The sequence below is a fragment of the Micromonospora sp. NPDC004551 genome, assembly GCF_040609975.1.
Lineage (GTDB): Bacteria > Actinomycetota > Actinomycetes > Mycobacteriales > Micromonosporaceae > Micromonospora.
The window spans coordinates 1-14416 of the sequence record NZ_JBEXLM010000053.1 but is presented as its reverse complement, the minus strand read 5'-3'; the positions used below and the strand labels follow the sequence as shown (position 1 = coordinate 14416).

Annotated in this window: 16 protein-coding genes and 1 pseudogene; 6 read left to right on the top strand and 11 right to left on the bottom strand. The window is 68.3% G+C overall.

Going from position 1 to position 14416, the window contains the following annotated elements:
- Positions 1-30: 30 nt before the first annotated feature.
- The 3 genes from ABZW14_RS33205 to ABZW14_RS33195 form a co-directional block, all read right to left on the bottom strand.
- On the bottom strand, positions 31-480 hold the full coding sequence (locus ABZW14_RS33205; RefSeq protein WP_355354847.1) for a hypothetical protein: 450 nt from the start codon (positions 478-480) through the stop codon (positions 31-33).
- Between the two features lie 297 nt (positions 481-777).
- Positions 778-1617, bottom strand: coding sequence for an alpha/beta hydrolase (locus ABZW14_RS33200; RefSeq protein WP_355354844.1), 840 nt, complete (start codon positions 1615-1617; stop codon positions 778-780).
- Between the two features lie 55 nt (positions 1618-1672).
- A complete protein-coding gene (locus ABZW14_RS33195) occupies positions 1673-2098 on the bottom strand; it encodes a MarR family transcriptional regulator (protein WP_355354841.1) in 426 nt (141 codons plus the stop codon).
- A 58-nt stretch (positions 2099-2156) separates the two neighbouring features.
- Here ABZW14_RS33195 and ABZW14_RS33190 point away from each other — a divergent pair, with 58 nt between their 5' ends.
- Complete coding sequence (locus ABZW14_RS33190) at positions 2157-2645, top strand: GNAT family N-acetyltransferase (protein WP_355354838.1); 489 nt, start codon at positions 2157-2159, stop codon at positions 2643-2645.
- Positions 2646-2867: 222 nt separating this feature from the next.
- Here the strand turns inward: ABZW14_RS33190 and ABZW14_RS33185 are convergent, their stop codons facing one another.
- A complete protein-coding gene (locus tag ABZW14_RS33185) occupies positions 2868-3476 on the bottom strand; it encodes a class I SAM-dependent methyltransferase (protein WP_355354835.1) in 609 nt (202 codons plus the stop codon).
- Positions 3477-3707: 231 nt separating this feature from the next.
- Entirely contained in the window at positions 3708-4160 is a 453-nt protein-coding gene (locus ABZW14_RS33180; protein ID WP_355354832.1) for a nuclear transport factor 2 family protein, read from the bottom strand.
- 182 nt (positions 4161-4342) lie between these two features.
- Here ABZW14_RS33180 and ABZW14_RS33175 point away from each other — a divergent pair, with 182 nt between their 5' ends.
- Positions 4343-4828, top strand: a complete 486-nt coding sequence (locus ABZW14_RS33175) for a GNAT family N-acetyltransferase (RefSeq protein WP_355354829.1) — start codon at positions 4343-4345, stop codon at positions 4826-4828.
- A 29-nt stretch (positions 4829-4857) separates the two neighbouring features.
- On the opposite strand, the gene ABZW14_RS33170 is transcribed toward ABZW14_RS33175, so the two are convergent.
- From ABZW14_RS33170 to ABZW14_RS33155, 4 genes are all read right to left on the bottom strand, one after another.
- Positions 4858-5226 carry a DUF6188 family protein gene (locus ABZW14_RS33170; RefSeq protein ID WP_355354826.1) on the bottom strand — a complete coding sequence of 123 codons (369 nt, stop codon included), beginning with the start codon at positions 5224-5226 and terminating at the stop codon, positions 4858-4860.
- Positions 5227-5551: 325 nt separating this feature from the next.
- Positions 5552-6079, bottom strand: a complete 528-nt coding sequence (locus ABZW14_RS33165) for a hypothetical protein (RefSeq protein ID WP_355354822.1) — start codon at positions 6077-6079, stop codon at positions 5552-5554.
- Positions 6080-6348: 269 nt separating this feature from the next.
- Positions 6349-6954: a hypothetical protein gene (locus ABZW14_RS33160; protein WP_355354819.1), complete on the bottom strand. Its 606-nt coding sequence runs from the start codon at positions 6952-6954 to the stop codon at positions 6349-6351.
- Positions 6955-7191: 237 nt separating this feature from the next.
- Entirely contained in the window at positions 7192-8220 is a 1029-nt protein-coding gene (locus ABZW14_RS33155; RefSeq protein WP_355354816.1) for a hypothetical protein, read from the bottom strand.
- A 937-nt stretch (positions 8221-9157) separates the two neighbouring features.
- Here ABZW14_RS33155 and ABZW14_RS33150 point away from each other — a divergent pair.
- The gene (locus ABZW14_RS33150; RefSeq protein WP_355354813.1) at positions 9158-10915 is read left to right on the top strand and encodes a hypothetical protein; all 1758 of its coding nucleotides are present in this window, start codon (positions 9158-9160) and stop codon (positions 10913-10915) included.
- Positions 10916-11072: 157 nt separating this feature from the next.
- Here ABZW14_RS33150 and ABZW14_RS33145 read toward each other — a convergent pair whose 3' ends face one another.
- Entirely contained in the window at positions 11073-11948 is an 876-nt protein-coding gene (locus ABZW14_RS33145; protein WP_355354810.1) for a sigma-70 family RNA polymerase sigma factor, read from the bottom strand.
- 87 nt (positions 11949-12035) lie between these two features.
- Between ABZW14_RS33145 and ABZW14_RS33140 the strand changes: the two genes are divergently transcribed.
- From ABZW14_RS33140 to ABZW14_RS33130, 3 genes and pseudogenes are all read left to right on the top strand, one after another.
- Positions 12036-12494: a carboxymuconolactone decarboxylase family protein gene (locus tag ABZW14_RS33140; protein ID WP_355354807.1), complete on the top strand. Its 459-nt coding sequence runs from the start codon at positions 12036-12038 to the stop codon at positions 12492-12494.
- A gap of 129 nt (positions 12495-12623) precedes the next feature.
- A pseudogene (locus ABZW14_RS33135) lies at positions 12624-13182 on the top strand (ISL3 family transposase); the annotation flags it as partial.
- An 81-nt stretch (positions 13183-13263) separates the two neighbouring features.
- The gene (locus ABZW14_RS33130; protein WP_355354804.1) at positions 13264-13758 is read left to right on the top strand and encodes a DinB family protein; all 495 of its coding nucleotides are present in this window, start codon (positions 13264-13266) and stop codon (positions 13756-13758) included.
- A 501-nt stretch (positions 13759-14259) separates the two neighbouring features.
- Here the strand turns inward: ABZW14_RS33130 and ABZW14_RS33125 are convergent.
- On the bottom strand, positions 14260-14416 hold a 157-nt coding region (locus tag ABZW14_RS33125; RefSeq protein ID WP_355354889.1), incomplete at its 5' end, for a heme-binding protein.

Below are 14416 nucleotides of genomic sequence, written 5' to 3'. Positions count from 1 at the left end.
GGGGATGCCTTCTGGTTGTGCGAGGAGGACCTACGCGCGATCCACGAGGTGCATCTCGCCGCCACGGATCATCCAGTCGTCCCAGTAGCCGAGCCGCCCGCACGCGACGCAGCGGCTCGTGATGGCGATCGCTCGAATTCCGTCACCATCGGCGTAAAGGGAGTAGCTCACCGCTACGTTGAAGTCCTCCTCGTCGCCGTCACCGTCGCACTCGCAGACCATGATGCCGGCTCCGGTGTCATCCCAGTACTCGCCGCTGTCCGCGATGAAGTGTTCCGCACCGCAGCCACGACATACGCGCTTCGCTGCGTGCTCATCGAGGTCACCATGAACGCCGAAGACATGTCCGCCGCATGCCGCGCACCTGCACAGCCGTACCTCATGCACGTCGTAGCCTTCAGCGCCCTGCGCCCCCGCGTACTCGGTGAGGTCCTCGAGACTTTCGCCCATTGGCCAGCCGTCGACTTCGGTGATCACCACAGCCGCCATCCCACCACGCCGAGGCCCTCGCCGCGACGCGCACGCCAATGGCCGTTAGGCGGCAGTCGGTCGTTGACGCCGATGCCAGCAGAGACGTAAGTGCTACTCGCCGGCCGAGTCCCAGACGCGCTCGAACGCCTCTCGCGCAATCGTGTAGCTGTTCCAGTCCTCGTCCGCGTCATCGAGGTCAGCCTGCCCCAGGCCTCCGTACTGCGTGCCGAAGGTGGTGCATTCGATCGCGACAGTTGGAGGTGCTCGCGGACGTTCAAGATCGCTCTGGCGCGTCCGTGGTGATGGTTAGTTGTTGATGTCGAGCAGGAATGTGGTCAGTGCCGCGGCGACCTGGGTCTCGCCTCGGTGGTGCGGTCCGAAGTGGTTCAGTTTCGGGAAGGTGAGTACCCGCGATGAGGGGAGCACCTCGGCGAGCCGGGTCGTGGAGGGGCCGACGTGTGCCAGGTCGCTGCGGCCGCCGGTCATCAGCAGCACGTCGGCGGAGACCTCGCGGTAGTGGGGGTAGCTGTTGTCGAGCCGGCCGACCTCCGCATGCTCGTGTAGGGCCGGCTCGAGCAGCTCGACGACCTTCGCCCGCTTCTCGCCGCGGAAGGCCAGCCGGAGGATGGCGGCCATCAGCCAGCGGGGGTTGCGGCGTGCCGCGCTCGGGCCGGTGGCGATGGAGAACGTGGCGAACGCGTCGATCGGGCGGCCTTGGGCCAGAAGCCGGCGGGCCGGTGGGATCCAGTCGGTGGGCATCAGGCCGTCGACGCTGACTCCGGGCTCGTAGACGGCCAGCTTGTCGAAGCCCGGGTCCCGGCGGGCCGCTTCGAGCGCGACCAGTCCACCGAAGCTGTGGCCGAAGACGTACCGGGCGCCGGTGGCCGCCCGGATCGCGGTGAGGTCGGCGCACTCGGCCTCGATGCCGTATCCGGGTCCGAGCGGGCCGCTGCCGCGGCGGCCGCGCCGCTGCACCGTGTGCACGGTGAAGGTGCCGGCGAGCACCCCGGCCAGCCCGGCGAAGTCGGCGGCGTCGCTGAGCGCGCCGGGCACGATCATCAGATCCGGGCCGGCGCCGGTGGTGTGGTAGGCGATGGTGGTGCCGTCGGCGGAACGGACGGTCCGCGCGGTGGAGGTGGTCGGCATGGCGGAACTCCTCACGGTGGTCCGAGTGGGGTGTTGTGGCGGGTGCGCCGGTGTCTCAGCCGCCGCCCAGGGCGGCGTTCAGCCGTCGGGTGTACGCGAGGTAGGTGCCGAACGGCACGCCGCTGGACTCGACCAGCTCGGTGAGCCGTCCGATCAGCTCGGTGCCCGCCCGCTCGACCAGCTTCCGGCCGGCGTCGGTGAGGGCGATCCGGCGCCGGTTGCCGCCGGCCGGGTCCGGTGCCACGGTGAGCAGCCCGGTGCCGGCGAGGGCGGCGATCATCCGGCTGATCGAGGGCTCGGTCACCGCCAGGCTGTCGGCCAGCGCCCGCTGGGTGCATGCCTCCAGCTCGCCGACCGTGACCAGGACCATGAACCGCCGGTATGACATGCCGTGGCCGGCTTGCAGGATGCGGTCACCGGCACGCTCCAGGCGGGACACCAGCGTGTGTAGCTCCAGCCCGAGGTTGTTCGGATGGTTCATGAGGGATATCTTAGAGCTGCAAGTTAGGAACGCAAGTCCCTTTGATGGGAGGCCCGAGATGGCACACGCCGCCGGTCTCGTACTGCGCCCCGCACAACCCGACGACGTCGAGGCGATCACCGAGCTGTGGCACGCCGGCTGGTGGGACGGGCACGTCGGACACGTCCCTACCGAGCTGCACCAGCACCGGCGGCTCGCCGACTTCCGCGACCGCGTGCCGCCCCGCCTGCCCACCACCACCGTCGGCGCACAGGGCCAACGGCTCGTCGGGTTCGTCACCGTCCGCGAGGACGAGGTGGAGCAGGTATACGTCGCCGGGCCAGCCCGCGGGACCGGGGTGGCCGACGCGCTGCTCGCCGCCGCCGAACAGGCCGTCGCCGAACGATTCGACACCGCCTGGCTCGCGGTCGCGGTCGGCAACACCCGGGCCCGCCGGTTCTACACCCGCAGCGGCTGGCACGACGTGGCGGCCCTGCACTACCCCGCCGAAGCCGGCGCCACCCCCGTCATCGTCGCCTGCCGACGTTACGAGAAGCGCCTCCGGTAAACGCGAGCTTTTTCGATCTGCCCGGAATGGGTTACGCGCTCGGTCATGAATCCTCCTCGAAACGGGCGAGCGTTTCGTGGCCGAGCACCCAGATCCCGGCCTCCCCTGACCTGACGCCCCGCGCCGCGCCACTTCCTGTACGGCGAACGCATCTGCCGGTGACCGCGAGCCGGTCAGCTCCGCCCGTGCCGATGCGAGTGCACGAACGCTCGCCGGCTCAGCTCAACCTTCGGTCGCGACTGCCGCGATGGCGGCGTGCGGCCGTTGGGTGCCTTCGCTGGGCCGCTGCAGGCGCTCAACTTCCGTGAAGCCGGCTCGCGCCAGTCGCTCGGAGAACTCGTCAACGGGCCAGCGGTAGGCGGTCACGACCTTGTGGTCGAAAGCGGCGACCTCATCGCCTACGAAGAGGGCAAGCACTAACGCTCCGGCCGGGGCCATTACTCGCCGGAACTCAGCGAGCACGCCCTCGAGATCTTCCGGCGGCAGATGGATCAACGAGCCCCAGGCCAGGATCCCGGCGATGGAGTGGTCGGCAACGGCGAGGTCTTCCATCGACCCGAGTTGGTAGCTACCGCTCGGGTGGGCCGCCTGCGCATGGGCGATGAACTCGGGAACCATGTCGATTCCCGTTGCGTCGGCCCCCAGCGAGCGAAGGTAATCGGTGATATGGCCAGGCCCACAGCCCAGATCGAGCACCGGGCCAGGCCGGCCCGCCAGATGTCGCCCGATGAAGGCGAGGTCGTCGGGGTGCACCTGCTGCCTTGCGCCGAACAGCTCGATGTAGAGCTCCGCGACCGACGCATACGCCTGCCGGACCTGATCCATGTTCACCACGGGACTATATGGGCTCGGATCGGTAGAGCAGGCCGCGGCCAGCGTGGGGACGTCGGTCGCTGCTCGGTGCCCGCATCCGGCGATCCGAGGCCAGTGCCAGGTGAGCACATCTGCCGCCGAGCGCACGTCACGCAGCCACAGTTGCTCGGTAAGACAGCGGCCGGTCTTGCCGAAAGTAGTGCGTCACGGCGATATGTCGAGTGGCTGCTGGCGGGATTCGTCGTTCGGTCACCCGTCGGTAGCGGCATCCCGTTCGGTGGGGCTGACATGTGCCGCGATCAGGCGCCATCCCTTGTCGCTGTCGAGGATCCAGGTACGGGTGTAGCGGACCCGGGCGAGGAACGGTTCGCCGGCCAGGGTTCCTTCTATCGTGCCGAGGAACCAGGTCACCCCGGTGCCGCCGACCACGAGCACCGACAGGTCCTCCTCTTCCACGCGGGTCATCGACTGCTGGCCGGATCGGTGCACGCGTAGGTCGTCCTGCTTGGAGTACAAACCGCCGTCAGGGCCCGTGAACACGAGCCGGTCGTCAATCAATCGATCCAACGCCTCGACATCGGAGCCGAGCTGGGCCTGTTGTAGACGCCGTTCGGCAGCGCGCAGCGCCTCCACGTCGGCGAGATTTGCGCCGCCGGTTCCGGAGCCGAGAACATCGTCCGACGGCTGACCCACGTGGGACATCGACCGACCCCTCACCCTGCCGATTGAAGCATGTTCAACCATCCTGTCATGCCGCGCTCCGTGCGCTACCCATCGTCACGACGAACGGGCGGAGTAGGCGTCTGGTCGTGCCGAGGAGAGCGGAGTGCTCGCAAAATTTTCGCCCTGATGTCGATGCCTGTGCCGGCAGATATTGTCGTCGCGTGCCCGAGTTGATCGCACCTGCTGTCCGCCTGCACAAGGCCTGGCTTGAGGCTCATGCAGAGTGGGGTCCAGGGTTGCATGAGGACGGGTTCGGACTGGGCCCGTCCGACGAGGTGGACTCGCCAGCCGGGTTCGCGGCCTGGGTGGCGCGGCTGGCGGACCACCACTGCACGTATCGATGGATCGTCGAGGGCGATCACGTGCTCGGCGGGATCGCGCTGCGGCACGGTAGTAGTGACTACGTGCGGTGGGCCGGCCACCTCGGTTACGGCATCCGACCGTCCGCGCGCCGACGCGGGCTGGCCACCTGGGCGATGGGCCGGATGCTCGACGAGGCGCGAGTACTCGGCCTGGATCGGCTGTTGGCCGTCTGCGCGGTCGACAATGTCGCCTCGGTGAAAGCGATCGAGCGGTGCGGCGGCGTACTCGAGTGCATCCGGGACACCAAGTTCGGCCCCGCTCGGCGTTACTGGATCGAGCTTTAACCAGGAAGGGCACGCCCGGCGCGCCCGCACTATGCGCGCGGGTCGCCGAGCCACCACACGTCATGAGTTGTCCAGGCGCTCGGAGTGCCCGGCACCTGCAGAGTGACGCCGCCTTCAAAGCCGAGGACCAGGTTGCCGTTGTCCGCCACGGTGACGGCAGTGACGGTCAGGTTCAGGACTTCGAGTAGCGCCGGCAACGCAGACGCTGGCGCCTGCGCCGCCGGGTCGAAGACGAGGGGTGGGGGCGGGATTACCTCGCATGTGGTGTCGATGTACAGCCGCAGCTCGGCCGGCGTCATGGTTCCGCTGTTAATGGTGAAGGTGATGAAGGGCCAAGCCTGACGGACGCCAACCTCAGTGACGAAGAAGCCGACCAGCGAGCGCGGGTCATGATGCACCTCGCCAGGCTAACGACCACCCGCTGCGTGCCCGTTGCATGCCCGATGTGGCGGCCGGCGGCGGGCAACCACGGTCAACGATGAGAGCCACGACCAGGCCGTGACCAGCGAGAGCAGTAGCTAGATCGCCGCCGACCTCTGATCGACAACTCCTAACCGTGTGGCCGTACAGCCATATGTACAGCCAAGGCTGCCCGCAGCCGCCGACGCTGCCCGACAACTACGGACGGGCTGGCCATGAGCAAAGCGGCCCGACCAGCCATCCGCAATCTTCTTCTAAGCCCGGGGCCCTGACGGTTTCCTGCCGGTCAGGAAGGAATCGATCTCAGATGTCATGGCGGGCAGCAGTAGCAGTTCGCTCGGCCAGTTCCCGGCGCAGCACGTGCCGGCCTGGAGTCATGTAGGCGAGCGGAACGAGGATTTCGTATGGTCGGCTCTGTCCAAGTCCAGCCCACTGCCACCGCTTCAGCGGGGGGCGGGTCCGGTCCGGGTCTACCGGCTCGATCACCAGGAACGCCACCAACCGCCCGCGGATTTCGGCTTTGGCGATGTTCGACCAATCAATGGACAAGGTGATGTCGCCCGGACCCGCCACCTGTAGATGCTCTTCGGTGAGCCGTAGGGGCAGCCGTGACTGGTACCCATAGACCGCTGGGCGGGCCAGGCGCTTGGGGAGGGTGAAAATCACCAGGTAGAGCGGGAGGATCAACATCCCGTCCCACCACTGCCGGCCCCGGGCCAGGTTGAATACGACCTCTCCTGCAACGACCACGAGCAGCGCGACGATCGGCACGACCTGGCGGCTCGTCGAGCGTCTGAATTCAATCGTGGGCGACTCATCGACGGCGGTCACCACGGCCTTCTTCCCGACCGGTCCGGGGGCCAAACGGACCCGGACTTGCACCGACAGGTGAGCGGTCCGCATCTGGTCCACAAGAGGGCGGCGGACAGCCGGGGGAGTGGTGAAAGGCGCCGAGAGGCATCTCCGTTAGAAGGCCATCTGGGCAGCTCGCCGGGTCGCCCTTGTTGATCTCATAATCTTGGTCGCCACGCCGACCCTTGACGACTGCCATTGAGACTCGTCCGGTAGGCCGCTCCACCTTGTCCCCGTCAGGGACGGCACTACCCGCCACGCTTCGCCAAGTCAGTGAGTAAGGTGCATGGATGCTCGGCCTCCCGGTGCCAGGCGGTTCCCTCCACGGCGACGGGGTAGCTGACCTCTCTCACCTGTCGGTCGGCGGTCTCGACAGAGAACCGTATCGACAACGGCTCGCTATCGAACGCGGTAGAGCTAGAGCACTCGATGCGCAGCTTGACATCAATCCAGCCGGTGCCGCCAGGGCGTAGCAGCCGAGACTGGCCGGTGTCACGGACCTGGATGCCGGGTCGTTGACCAGCAGCCGCACGAACCGTGATCGGCGCGGGGCCAGCGTTGATCACTGCCAGTTGCCCGTCCATCTGAAGGACGGCCGTGATGTCCCAACGCCCGCTACCGCTGTGTTCGGGGAAGGCCACGAGCGAGACCGAAGCATTCCGCTCCCGCTCGTCCCGCGAGTCTCGCAGCTCGCTGACCCCGAAACCGCCGAGCACAGCGCCGACCACGAATGCGGCGACAAGCCTTACATTCATCATTCGCCTGGCCACGAGGCGGTCAGGAGTGGTGCCGCCCGACTCCGCCGGCCGGTGATCGCGCTCTTCTAGGTCAATCACTTCGTGCTCGGCCGACATGGGCATCAGCCTAGGGCTCTCCCCGGCCACGCGCGGGCCGGCCCTACAGCCAAGAGGACCCGCGGACATCGGCGCAACCCGACAACCGCAGAGGTACCGACCAGGGGTGCAAACGCCTTATGGCGCGTGCCCGACGAGGAGGTCCGCAGATATCCAAGGTCTCAGTCCCCCCGCAACGGCTGCCGGCTGATCGGTTGTGGGCGCGCGGCCGAGCGGCAGCGCGCCCCCTCCCGTTGATCAGAGCAGTTGCTTCGCGCGGGTGGCGGCCACCGTCGGGGTGCCGCTGTTAGACAGGCCGGAGATCAGGTACGCCCGGTAGGTCCCGTCGGGCAGCACGGTCCACAAGTCCGGGGTGCCGTCGAGGTTGATGTCGGCGGCCTGCAGCGTGCTGATCGCGACGCCGGTGTTCCAGTTCGCGGCCACCTGGTGCTGGTTGTGCATCAGGGAGCCGGTGCCGTCGCCGTTGTCGAGCATGGTGACGCCGGTCCAGAGGTACAGGTCGCCGGTGGTGGCGTTGTGCATAAAAAGCGCGACGCCGGAGGCGCTCTGGGTGCTGGCGATGCTCCAGTTCTGCCAGTCGGTGCCGCCGGTCGGAGTGGGGTTGGTCAGCGTGGTGGTGCCGAAGTAGAGGCCCGGTGCGCCCCAGCTGGGGTGGTAGCCGAGGCGGTAGCCGTTGGTGGCGTCACCGGAGATCCCGAGCAGATCCGGGATGCCGTTGTCGATGCCATCGGCCTGGAACGCGTTCACCAGCGTCAGCGGGATGTTGCCGTTGGCGTCGAGGAGGTAGTCGGCGCTGATGCTCGCCGTGTTGCCGCTGACCGGGTTGAGCATCGTGCCGTCGCCAGCGCCCTTGATGAAGGCGGCGCTGCCGGCATAGGCCCCGGCCGGGTAGTAGACGAGGAAGTCCTCCTCGGTGCTGCCGAAGAAGCGGCCGGTGGTGGCCTGTCCGCCGTTGAACTCGGTCGGCGAGGTGGTGCTGCCGAATCCGTTGCCGCGTAGGCCGATGTTGGTAGCCGGGGTTTGCACCTTGCCGGTACCGACGCCGGTCTTGCGGGACTTGACGCCGAGCGCGGACCAGACGCCGGAGCCGAGGCCGGTGCCCGGGCCGCCGACGGCGACCAGGTCAGCAACGGCGTCACCGTTGAGGTCCTTGTCGACCGGGCCGGTGACGGCTGGCGTGGGCTGCGGCTTCGGCGCGGCCTGCGCCGGCAGGGCTGGGGCGAGCGCGCTCAGCGCGAGCGCCACGGGCGCGGTCCAGACGAGCATGCGACGAGACCTGAAGGAATTCGTCATGGGTTCCCCCGTCCTGTAAGGAGCTTGCCGCCCGGACGGTACTGAACGACGACAACTTCCGGGACCCCGGTCCGTTAAGACTTGAGAGTTCCAGGCACAAGGCGGCTGTACAGCCATCCGTACGGCCAAGCCGGCCGACGTGCCCCCTCAGACCGACCGAAGGCACGAGCAGCTCAGCGACCGTCACGGACAGTGGCCGACAGCAGTCCTGATCGAAGATCACCTGGCGGACGCGCGTCGCACATCAGTCGACGGAGGACAACGAGTAGGCCGCTCGACATTGCCGAATTAACCTCTTCAAGGATCAGCTCGGCCCGCAAGCGGGCCGCCCTGGCCTGCTGGCGACCTCCGGCCCGCATCGGCCGGGCCGGCCGGCCACACGGCGGAGCACCAAGAGCGTGAAGGGCTGAGGCGGGAGGATCGCCATCGGGGTTGCTCTCCATCGAGGGCGGGGCGCTGGCTGCCGTGCAGCAGTGCTGCTTGCCTCCGAGTCACGCGGGCACTGTTCCCGGTGCGACGACGAGGAGAGCCAGGGCGTGGCCCATCCACCGGATGCCCAATCCTCTACGTCGCCCGGGCGGTGTCAAGGGCGCTACGCGTCGGCACGCCGATGGCCTACGGCCACCCTTGACCCCGACCGATCGCCGCAGTTCTCGGCAAGGCCCGGCCGCCTTGACCCACTGGGAACCGCTCCGTCCCCCGGCCGGCCGGCAGGCCGGAGGAGGGGCCGCAGTCCGCGCAGGGTCCGATCACCCTTTCCAATCGTCCGCGACGCGGAACGGCTGACGGGTCGCGGGCCGTGGCCCGGTCAGGGGGTTCGCGGTAGATGACGTGGCTGTCCATTATTGGTGCCATGACGCGAGTAGGCAGCCGGCGGGTGAGGGATGCGGACGGTCGTGCGCACAGTCCTGTGGAGCAGCGACTGATTGAGTCCGTCGCCTGCGGCGAGGTGCTCGATCTGGCCGGTGACGGGCCGGTCGATGAGGCAGCGATGCGGTCCTGGGGCGGTGAGCGGACGATCTCGGCTTCGATCATCCGTGAGCTCGTCCGCGGCCGTGTGGTCAGCGAACCCGACCCCCGCGGCCTGCGGCTACGCGGAGCCCGGATCGCCGGTCAGATCGATCTGGAGAACATCACCAGTGACATGGCGCTGGAGTTGCGTGACTGTCTACTGCTCAGCGGCGTGAATATCCGCAATGCCCGACTGTTGGCGGTTGCCTTGACCGGGTGCCGCATCGAGCAAGCGGCAGGTTCGGACGACGTGCCGGTCGACGCCACCCGCTTTGCCGCGCGGGTGCTTTCGCTCGAGAGGAGCACCGTCACCAGCGCCAGCGCGCGAGGCACGGTCCGGCTGCTCGCTGCCCACATCGGCACGTTGGACTGCAGCGGAGCGCGGCTGGAGAACACCATCGGACCCGCCCTCGACGCCGACGGCCTCCAGGTCGACCAAAGCGTGTTCCTGCGCGACGGGTTCACTGCCACCAGCGCCAGCGCGCGAGGCACGATCCGGCTGCTCGGTGCCCATCTCGGCGGCCAACTGAACTGCAGCGGAGCGCGGCTGGAGAACACCATCGGACCCGCCCTGAACACCGACGGCCTCCGGGTCGACCAGGACGTGTTCCTGCACGACGGGTTCACCGCCACCAGCGCCAGCGAGCAGGGCACGATCCGGCTGCTCGGTGCCCACCTCGGCGTCCTGTACTGCAGCGGGGCGCGGCTGGAGAACACCGCCGGACCCGCCCTCGATGCCGACCACCTCCGGGTCGACCGGGACGTGGCCCTAGACGGCGAGTTCACTGCCACCGGCGCCAGCGAGCAGGGCACGATCGGGCTGGCCGGTGCCCATCTCGGCGGTGTCCTGTACTGCAGCGGGGCGCGGCTGGAGAACACCATCGGACCCGCCCTGAACACTGACGGCCTCCGGGTCGTCCAGGACGTGCTCCTGGACGACGGGTTCACCGCCACCAGCGCAGATGGCCACGCGGTGCTGGTGTTGACCGGGGCGCGAATTGGCGGCACTTTCCGCCTCGACACCGACCGGGTGACGCATCTGGCACCGGAGCAGGGATCGCTGATCGACGTGGATGGGCTCACTTACAGCGGGCTGCCGCGGCCAGCGTCACTGCGGCGGTGGCTGACCCTGCTGCGCCAGCACACCCCTGGCTACGCCGCCCAGCCCTACCAGCACCTCGCCGCCGCTTACCGCACCGCAGGCCACGACCGCGACGCCCGCACCATTCTCATCGCCCAACGCCGCGACCAGATCCAGCGCGCCGGACTGGCCGGCTCCGAACGCGCCTGGGGTCGCCTCACCGGCATTACCCTCGGCTACGGCTACCAGCCCTGGCGTTCCCTGCTCCTGCTCCTCGCCACGCTTGCGACCGCAGTCACGCTCAGCGTCATCGGCGGCCAGCAAGGCGGCCTCGCCCAAAAGCCGGCGATCACCGGAGCAGTCGCAGCCACCGCATGCACCACCATCGACCAGATCGGCGTGGGCCTCGACCTCGGCACCCCACTGATCAAAACCGGCGCCCGCGACCGCTGCCAACCCACCAACACCCCCGCCGGCCAAACCCTCACCGTCGCCGGCTGGTTCCTGCAACTGCTCGCCTGGACCTTCGCCACCCTCTTCATCGCCGGCTTCACCAGCGCAGTCCGCAAAACCTGACCCATGTCAGGGACTGTGGATCTAACGGCACCTCTCTGTGTCAAGGCGCTGGCAGCAGAGAGATGCCGTTAGCGAGATAGTCCCCCATGTCACGCTGGGCCACCAACGCGGCGCTTCACAGTTGAGGGTGTAGGGCCTGGCGCAGGGCATCGGCGGTTCACACTGGGTCTGGCAGGTCGATGAGCGCGAGCTTGGCTGGGTCGATCACAGCGGTGATCTCGGTGATGCGGCCGTCGGCGACGGTGAAGGCGAGCAGGGACAGCGGGGTGCCGTCCTCGTTCCAGGAGATGACGCCGGGGCGGCCGTTGACGGTCGCCGCATGTCCTCGTGCTGCACTGCCGGCCACTCGGGCGCGGGTGGCGACTTCGGTGGCTCCGAGCGTGACGAAGCGACCGTTCGGGGTGTGGACGGTGAACTTCACTTCGGGGTGGAGAACTTCCAGCAGACGCTCGAACTGGCCCTCGCGGGCCGCGGCCAAGAACGCCCCGACCACCTCGCGGTGCCGCTGTCGGTCGCTTGCCGACTGCCGGGCGGCCTGCACCTTCCGGCGGGCGCGGCTGGTGAGCATCTTGGTCGCGTCGGCGGACCTGCCGAGAATGGTGCCGATCTCCCCGTGGGGGACGGCGAACACGTCGTGCAGCACGAACGCCAGGCGCTCGTCAGGGCGCAGCGAGTCCAGGACCGTCAACAGCGCCAGGCCCACCGAGTCGCCCAGCGCCACAAGCTCTTCCGGAGCCGGACCAGCGTCGAGCGTCACGGTGAGTTCGGGCAGCTGGTCGTCGAGTGGAACTGTCGGGCGCGTGCGGCCCGAGCGTATGAGATCGAGGCTGATGCGGCCGACCACGGTGGTCAGCCAGCCGCCGAGATTGTCGATGGTGTCGGTGTCCTGGCGGGATAGGCGCAGCCACGCCTCCTGGACCGCGTCGTCCGCGTCAGCGTGCGAGCCGAGTACGCGGTAGGCGACGGCTGTGAGCCGGTCGCGGTGCGCCTCGAAGGCCTCGGCGATCGGATCGGCTGGATGGGTGCCGGACATGGTGTTACCTCCCTGGAAGCTGGTCCGTCATAGGGGTGACGGGCACCAGCCCCGCAAGGTAACCCCGAGCAAGGAGAGCATCCTGCCATGCAGAACCGACTGAAGAACAAGAACACCAACAACCCCGACGTGTGGAAGGCGATCGGGCACCTGCAGAAGGCGATCGCTGCTGGGGGCGTCGACCCGAAGCTGCTCGCGCTGGTCCATCTGCGCGCGAGCCAGATCAACAGCTGCTCGGCGTGCGTCTACGCCAGTGTCGCCGGGGGGAAGAAGGCCGGTGACACCGACGAGCGGCTGCACAACGTAGCGGCGTGGCGTGAGGCGCCGTTTTACACCGATGCGGAGCGCGCGGCACTGGCGCTGGCCGAGGCCGCCACCCGGCTGCAGGACGGCGCGGAGGGAGTCACCGACGAGATCTGGGAAGGGGTCAATGCCCATTTCACTGAGGAGCAGATCGGCGCGATCAACCTGGAAATCGCATTGACTAACTTCTTCAATCGGATCAACCGCACCATCAAGGAACCGGCCGGCCAGACCTGGGGCTGAGGCTCGGCGACCGGGCCCGTCGAAGGATTCCGGCGATCCCTCGACGGGCCCGCTTCGTGGGGGAGCGTCGAACTTCTCCGGGAGTGCGACCTCGCCACGTCCTCCGCCGTCCATCCGGAAGACCTCGACGTGCCTGACGTTACCCCTCATGCGGGCTTCGCCTGCCCTGACCCGACCACGTTTTGCCGGCTCGACGAGCTTGGCCTCGAAGCTGTTGGGCAGCGGCTCGAACCGGATCGTGCTGTGGTGGCGTGCCGGGTCGTCGAGCCTGACCAGTGGTGCCGCCGCTGCGGTTGTGAGGGGACGCCGCGGGACACCGTGACCCGGCGACTGGCGCACGAGCCGCTCGGGTGGCGTCCCACGACGCTGGAGGTGGTCGTGCGCCGCTACCGGGTGTTCCGGCTGCGGGCACGTGTGGCGGCAAGACACCACCCTGGCTGCCGAGCCTCGGGCCAAGTTGTCGCGTCGTGGGCTGCGGTGGGCGCTGGAAGCCATCGTGGTCCAGCACCTGACCGTCGCCCGGGTCGCCGAAGGTCTCGGGGTTGCCTGGAACACCGCTAACGACGCCGTGCTGGCCGAGGGCAAGCGGGTGCTGATCGACGACGTCGGCCGGTTCGACAACGTGTTGGTCATCGGTGTCGATGAGCATGTGTGGCGCCACACCCGTCGCGGCGACAAGTACGTCACCGATGAGCGGGAGTCTGGTCGGAACCGCTCAGACGACATTCGCGCCGGCCTCCCCCCGATGACGATCACGTAAGGTCGGGCCATGATCGAATCCCAACGCGAAGCCGTGCCGCGCAACGACGGTGGCGAACTCGACACCGCCCTCGCCTTCTTGTCCTTCGCTCGATCATGCGTGCTGAAGAAGGTCGCGGGCCTGAACGAGGAGCAGCTGCGGCGCCGCCTGGTCGTCTCCGACACCACACTGCTGGGCCTGGTTCAGCACTTGACCGACGCCGAACGGTACTGGTTCGGCTACACGTTCGCCGGCGACCCGCACTACGCCGACGTGGACTTCGCCATGGTGGTCGAGCCAGACCGGTCCCCGGATCAGATCATCGCCGGCTACCGCACCGCGATCGCCGAAAGCGACGCCCACATCAGCGCAGCCGCTGGCCCGGACGTCCTCACCGTGCAGCCGGTCGGTGACGCACCTCGTACGCTTCGCTGGGTGCTCGCCCACATGACGAGCGAGACCGTCCGGCATGCCGGTCACGCCGACATCCTGCGGGAGCTTATCGACGGCGTCACCGGTCGGTAAGAAATCGCGGTTCGGGGCCGCACCCCATCCGGTGCTACGCACCCTCGTCGAGCGCCCGGACACCACCGTCCCGATAGATCGGCCAAGTGACGGTGAGGAACGCACACAGCGCGGGCCGCACCCGCGTCGGCGAAGCTTGGACCCGGCACCTCGGCTACCCGGCCTGAGCCGAGCGCACGTTGATGCCTCCCCGACCGTCGGCAGGCTCGGCGAGCCGAACGCCGGTCGCATCGGCGGTCACGGCATCCGGATCTGCCGCCAGACCGCGCGCCACGCACGGTAGGCAGTGGGCGTCCGCTGTGCCGCGCGGTGGTCGCTGGTGGCTCGAGTGTCAGCGGCGGTGGCGTGGTGGCGATCGGAGGGGTCAACACCACGACCAGTTGGTGAAGCGTCAGATGCCCTGGCGTGTCGGCTTCGCGCTCCTTCGACGCCGCATCTTGCGTGTCTGACCTCGCCCTCCGTGACTGGGATTGCGTCAGCCGGAAGTTGAGAAGGAGCCGTTCAGGAGGCGGCTGTCTTCTCGGAGTCCTTGGAATTGAGGAAGAGTTCGAGGGCTTCGACGGCGAGGCGGTGGTCGTCGAGTTGGGGTAGTCCGGAGACGGTGACGGTGCCGACCGGGCCGGTGCCTTTGAGGATGATCGGGAAGCAGCCGCCGTGT

Excerpts from the sequence above, each read along its gene's own strand:
- ABZW14_RS33200 (WP_355354844.1), bottom strand. The coding sequence starts at position 1,617 with ATGCCGACCACCTCCACCGCGCGGACCGTCCGTTCCGCCGACGGCACC.
- ABZW14_RS33130 (WP_355354804.1), top strand. The coding sequence starts at position 13,264 with ATGATCGAATCCCAACGCGAAGCCGTGCCGCGCAACGACGGTGGCGAA.
- ABZW14_RS33195 (WP_355354841.1), bottom strand. The coding sequence starts at position 2,098 with ATGAACCATCCGAACAACCTCGGGCTGGAGCTACACACGCTGGTGTCC.
- ABZW14_RS33145 (WP_355354810.1), bottom strand. The coding sequence starts at position 11,948 with ATGTCCGGCACCCATCCAGCCGATCCGATCGCCGAGGCCTTCGAGGCG.
- ABZW14_RS33160 (WP_355354819.1), bottom strand. The coding sequence starts at position 6,954 with ATGTCGGCCGAGCACGAAGTGATTGACCTAGAAGAGCGCGATCACCGG.
- ABZW14_RS33180 (WP_355354832.1), bottom strand. The coding sequence starts at position 4,160 with ATGTCCCACGTGGGTCAGCCGTCGGACGATGTTCTCGGCTCCGGAACC.
- ABZW14_RS33155 (WP_355354816.1), bottom strand. The coding sequence starts at position 8,220 with ATGCTCGTCTGGACCGCGCCCGTGGCGCTCGCGCTGAGCGCGCTCGCC.
- ABZW14_RS33140 (WP_355354807.1), top strand. The coding sequence starts at position 12,036 with ATGCAGAACCGACTGAAGAACAAGAACACCAACAACCCCGACGTGTGG.
- ABZW14_RS33190 (WP_355354838.1), top strand. The coding sequence starts at position 2,157 with ATGGCACACGCCGCCGGTCTCGTACTGCGCCCCGCACAACCCGACGAC.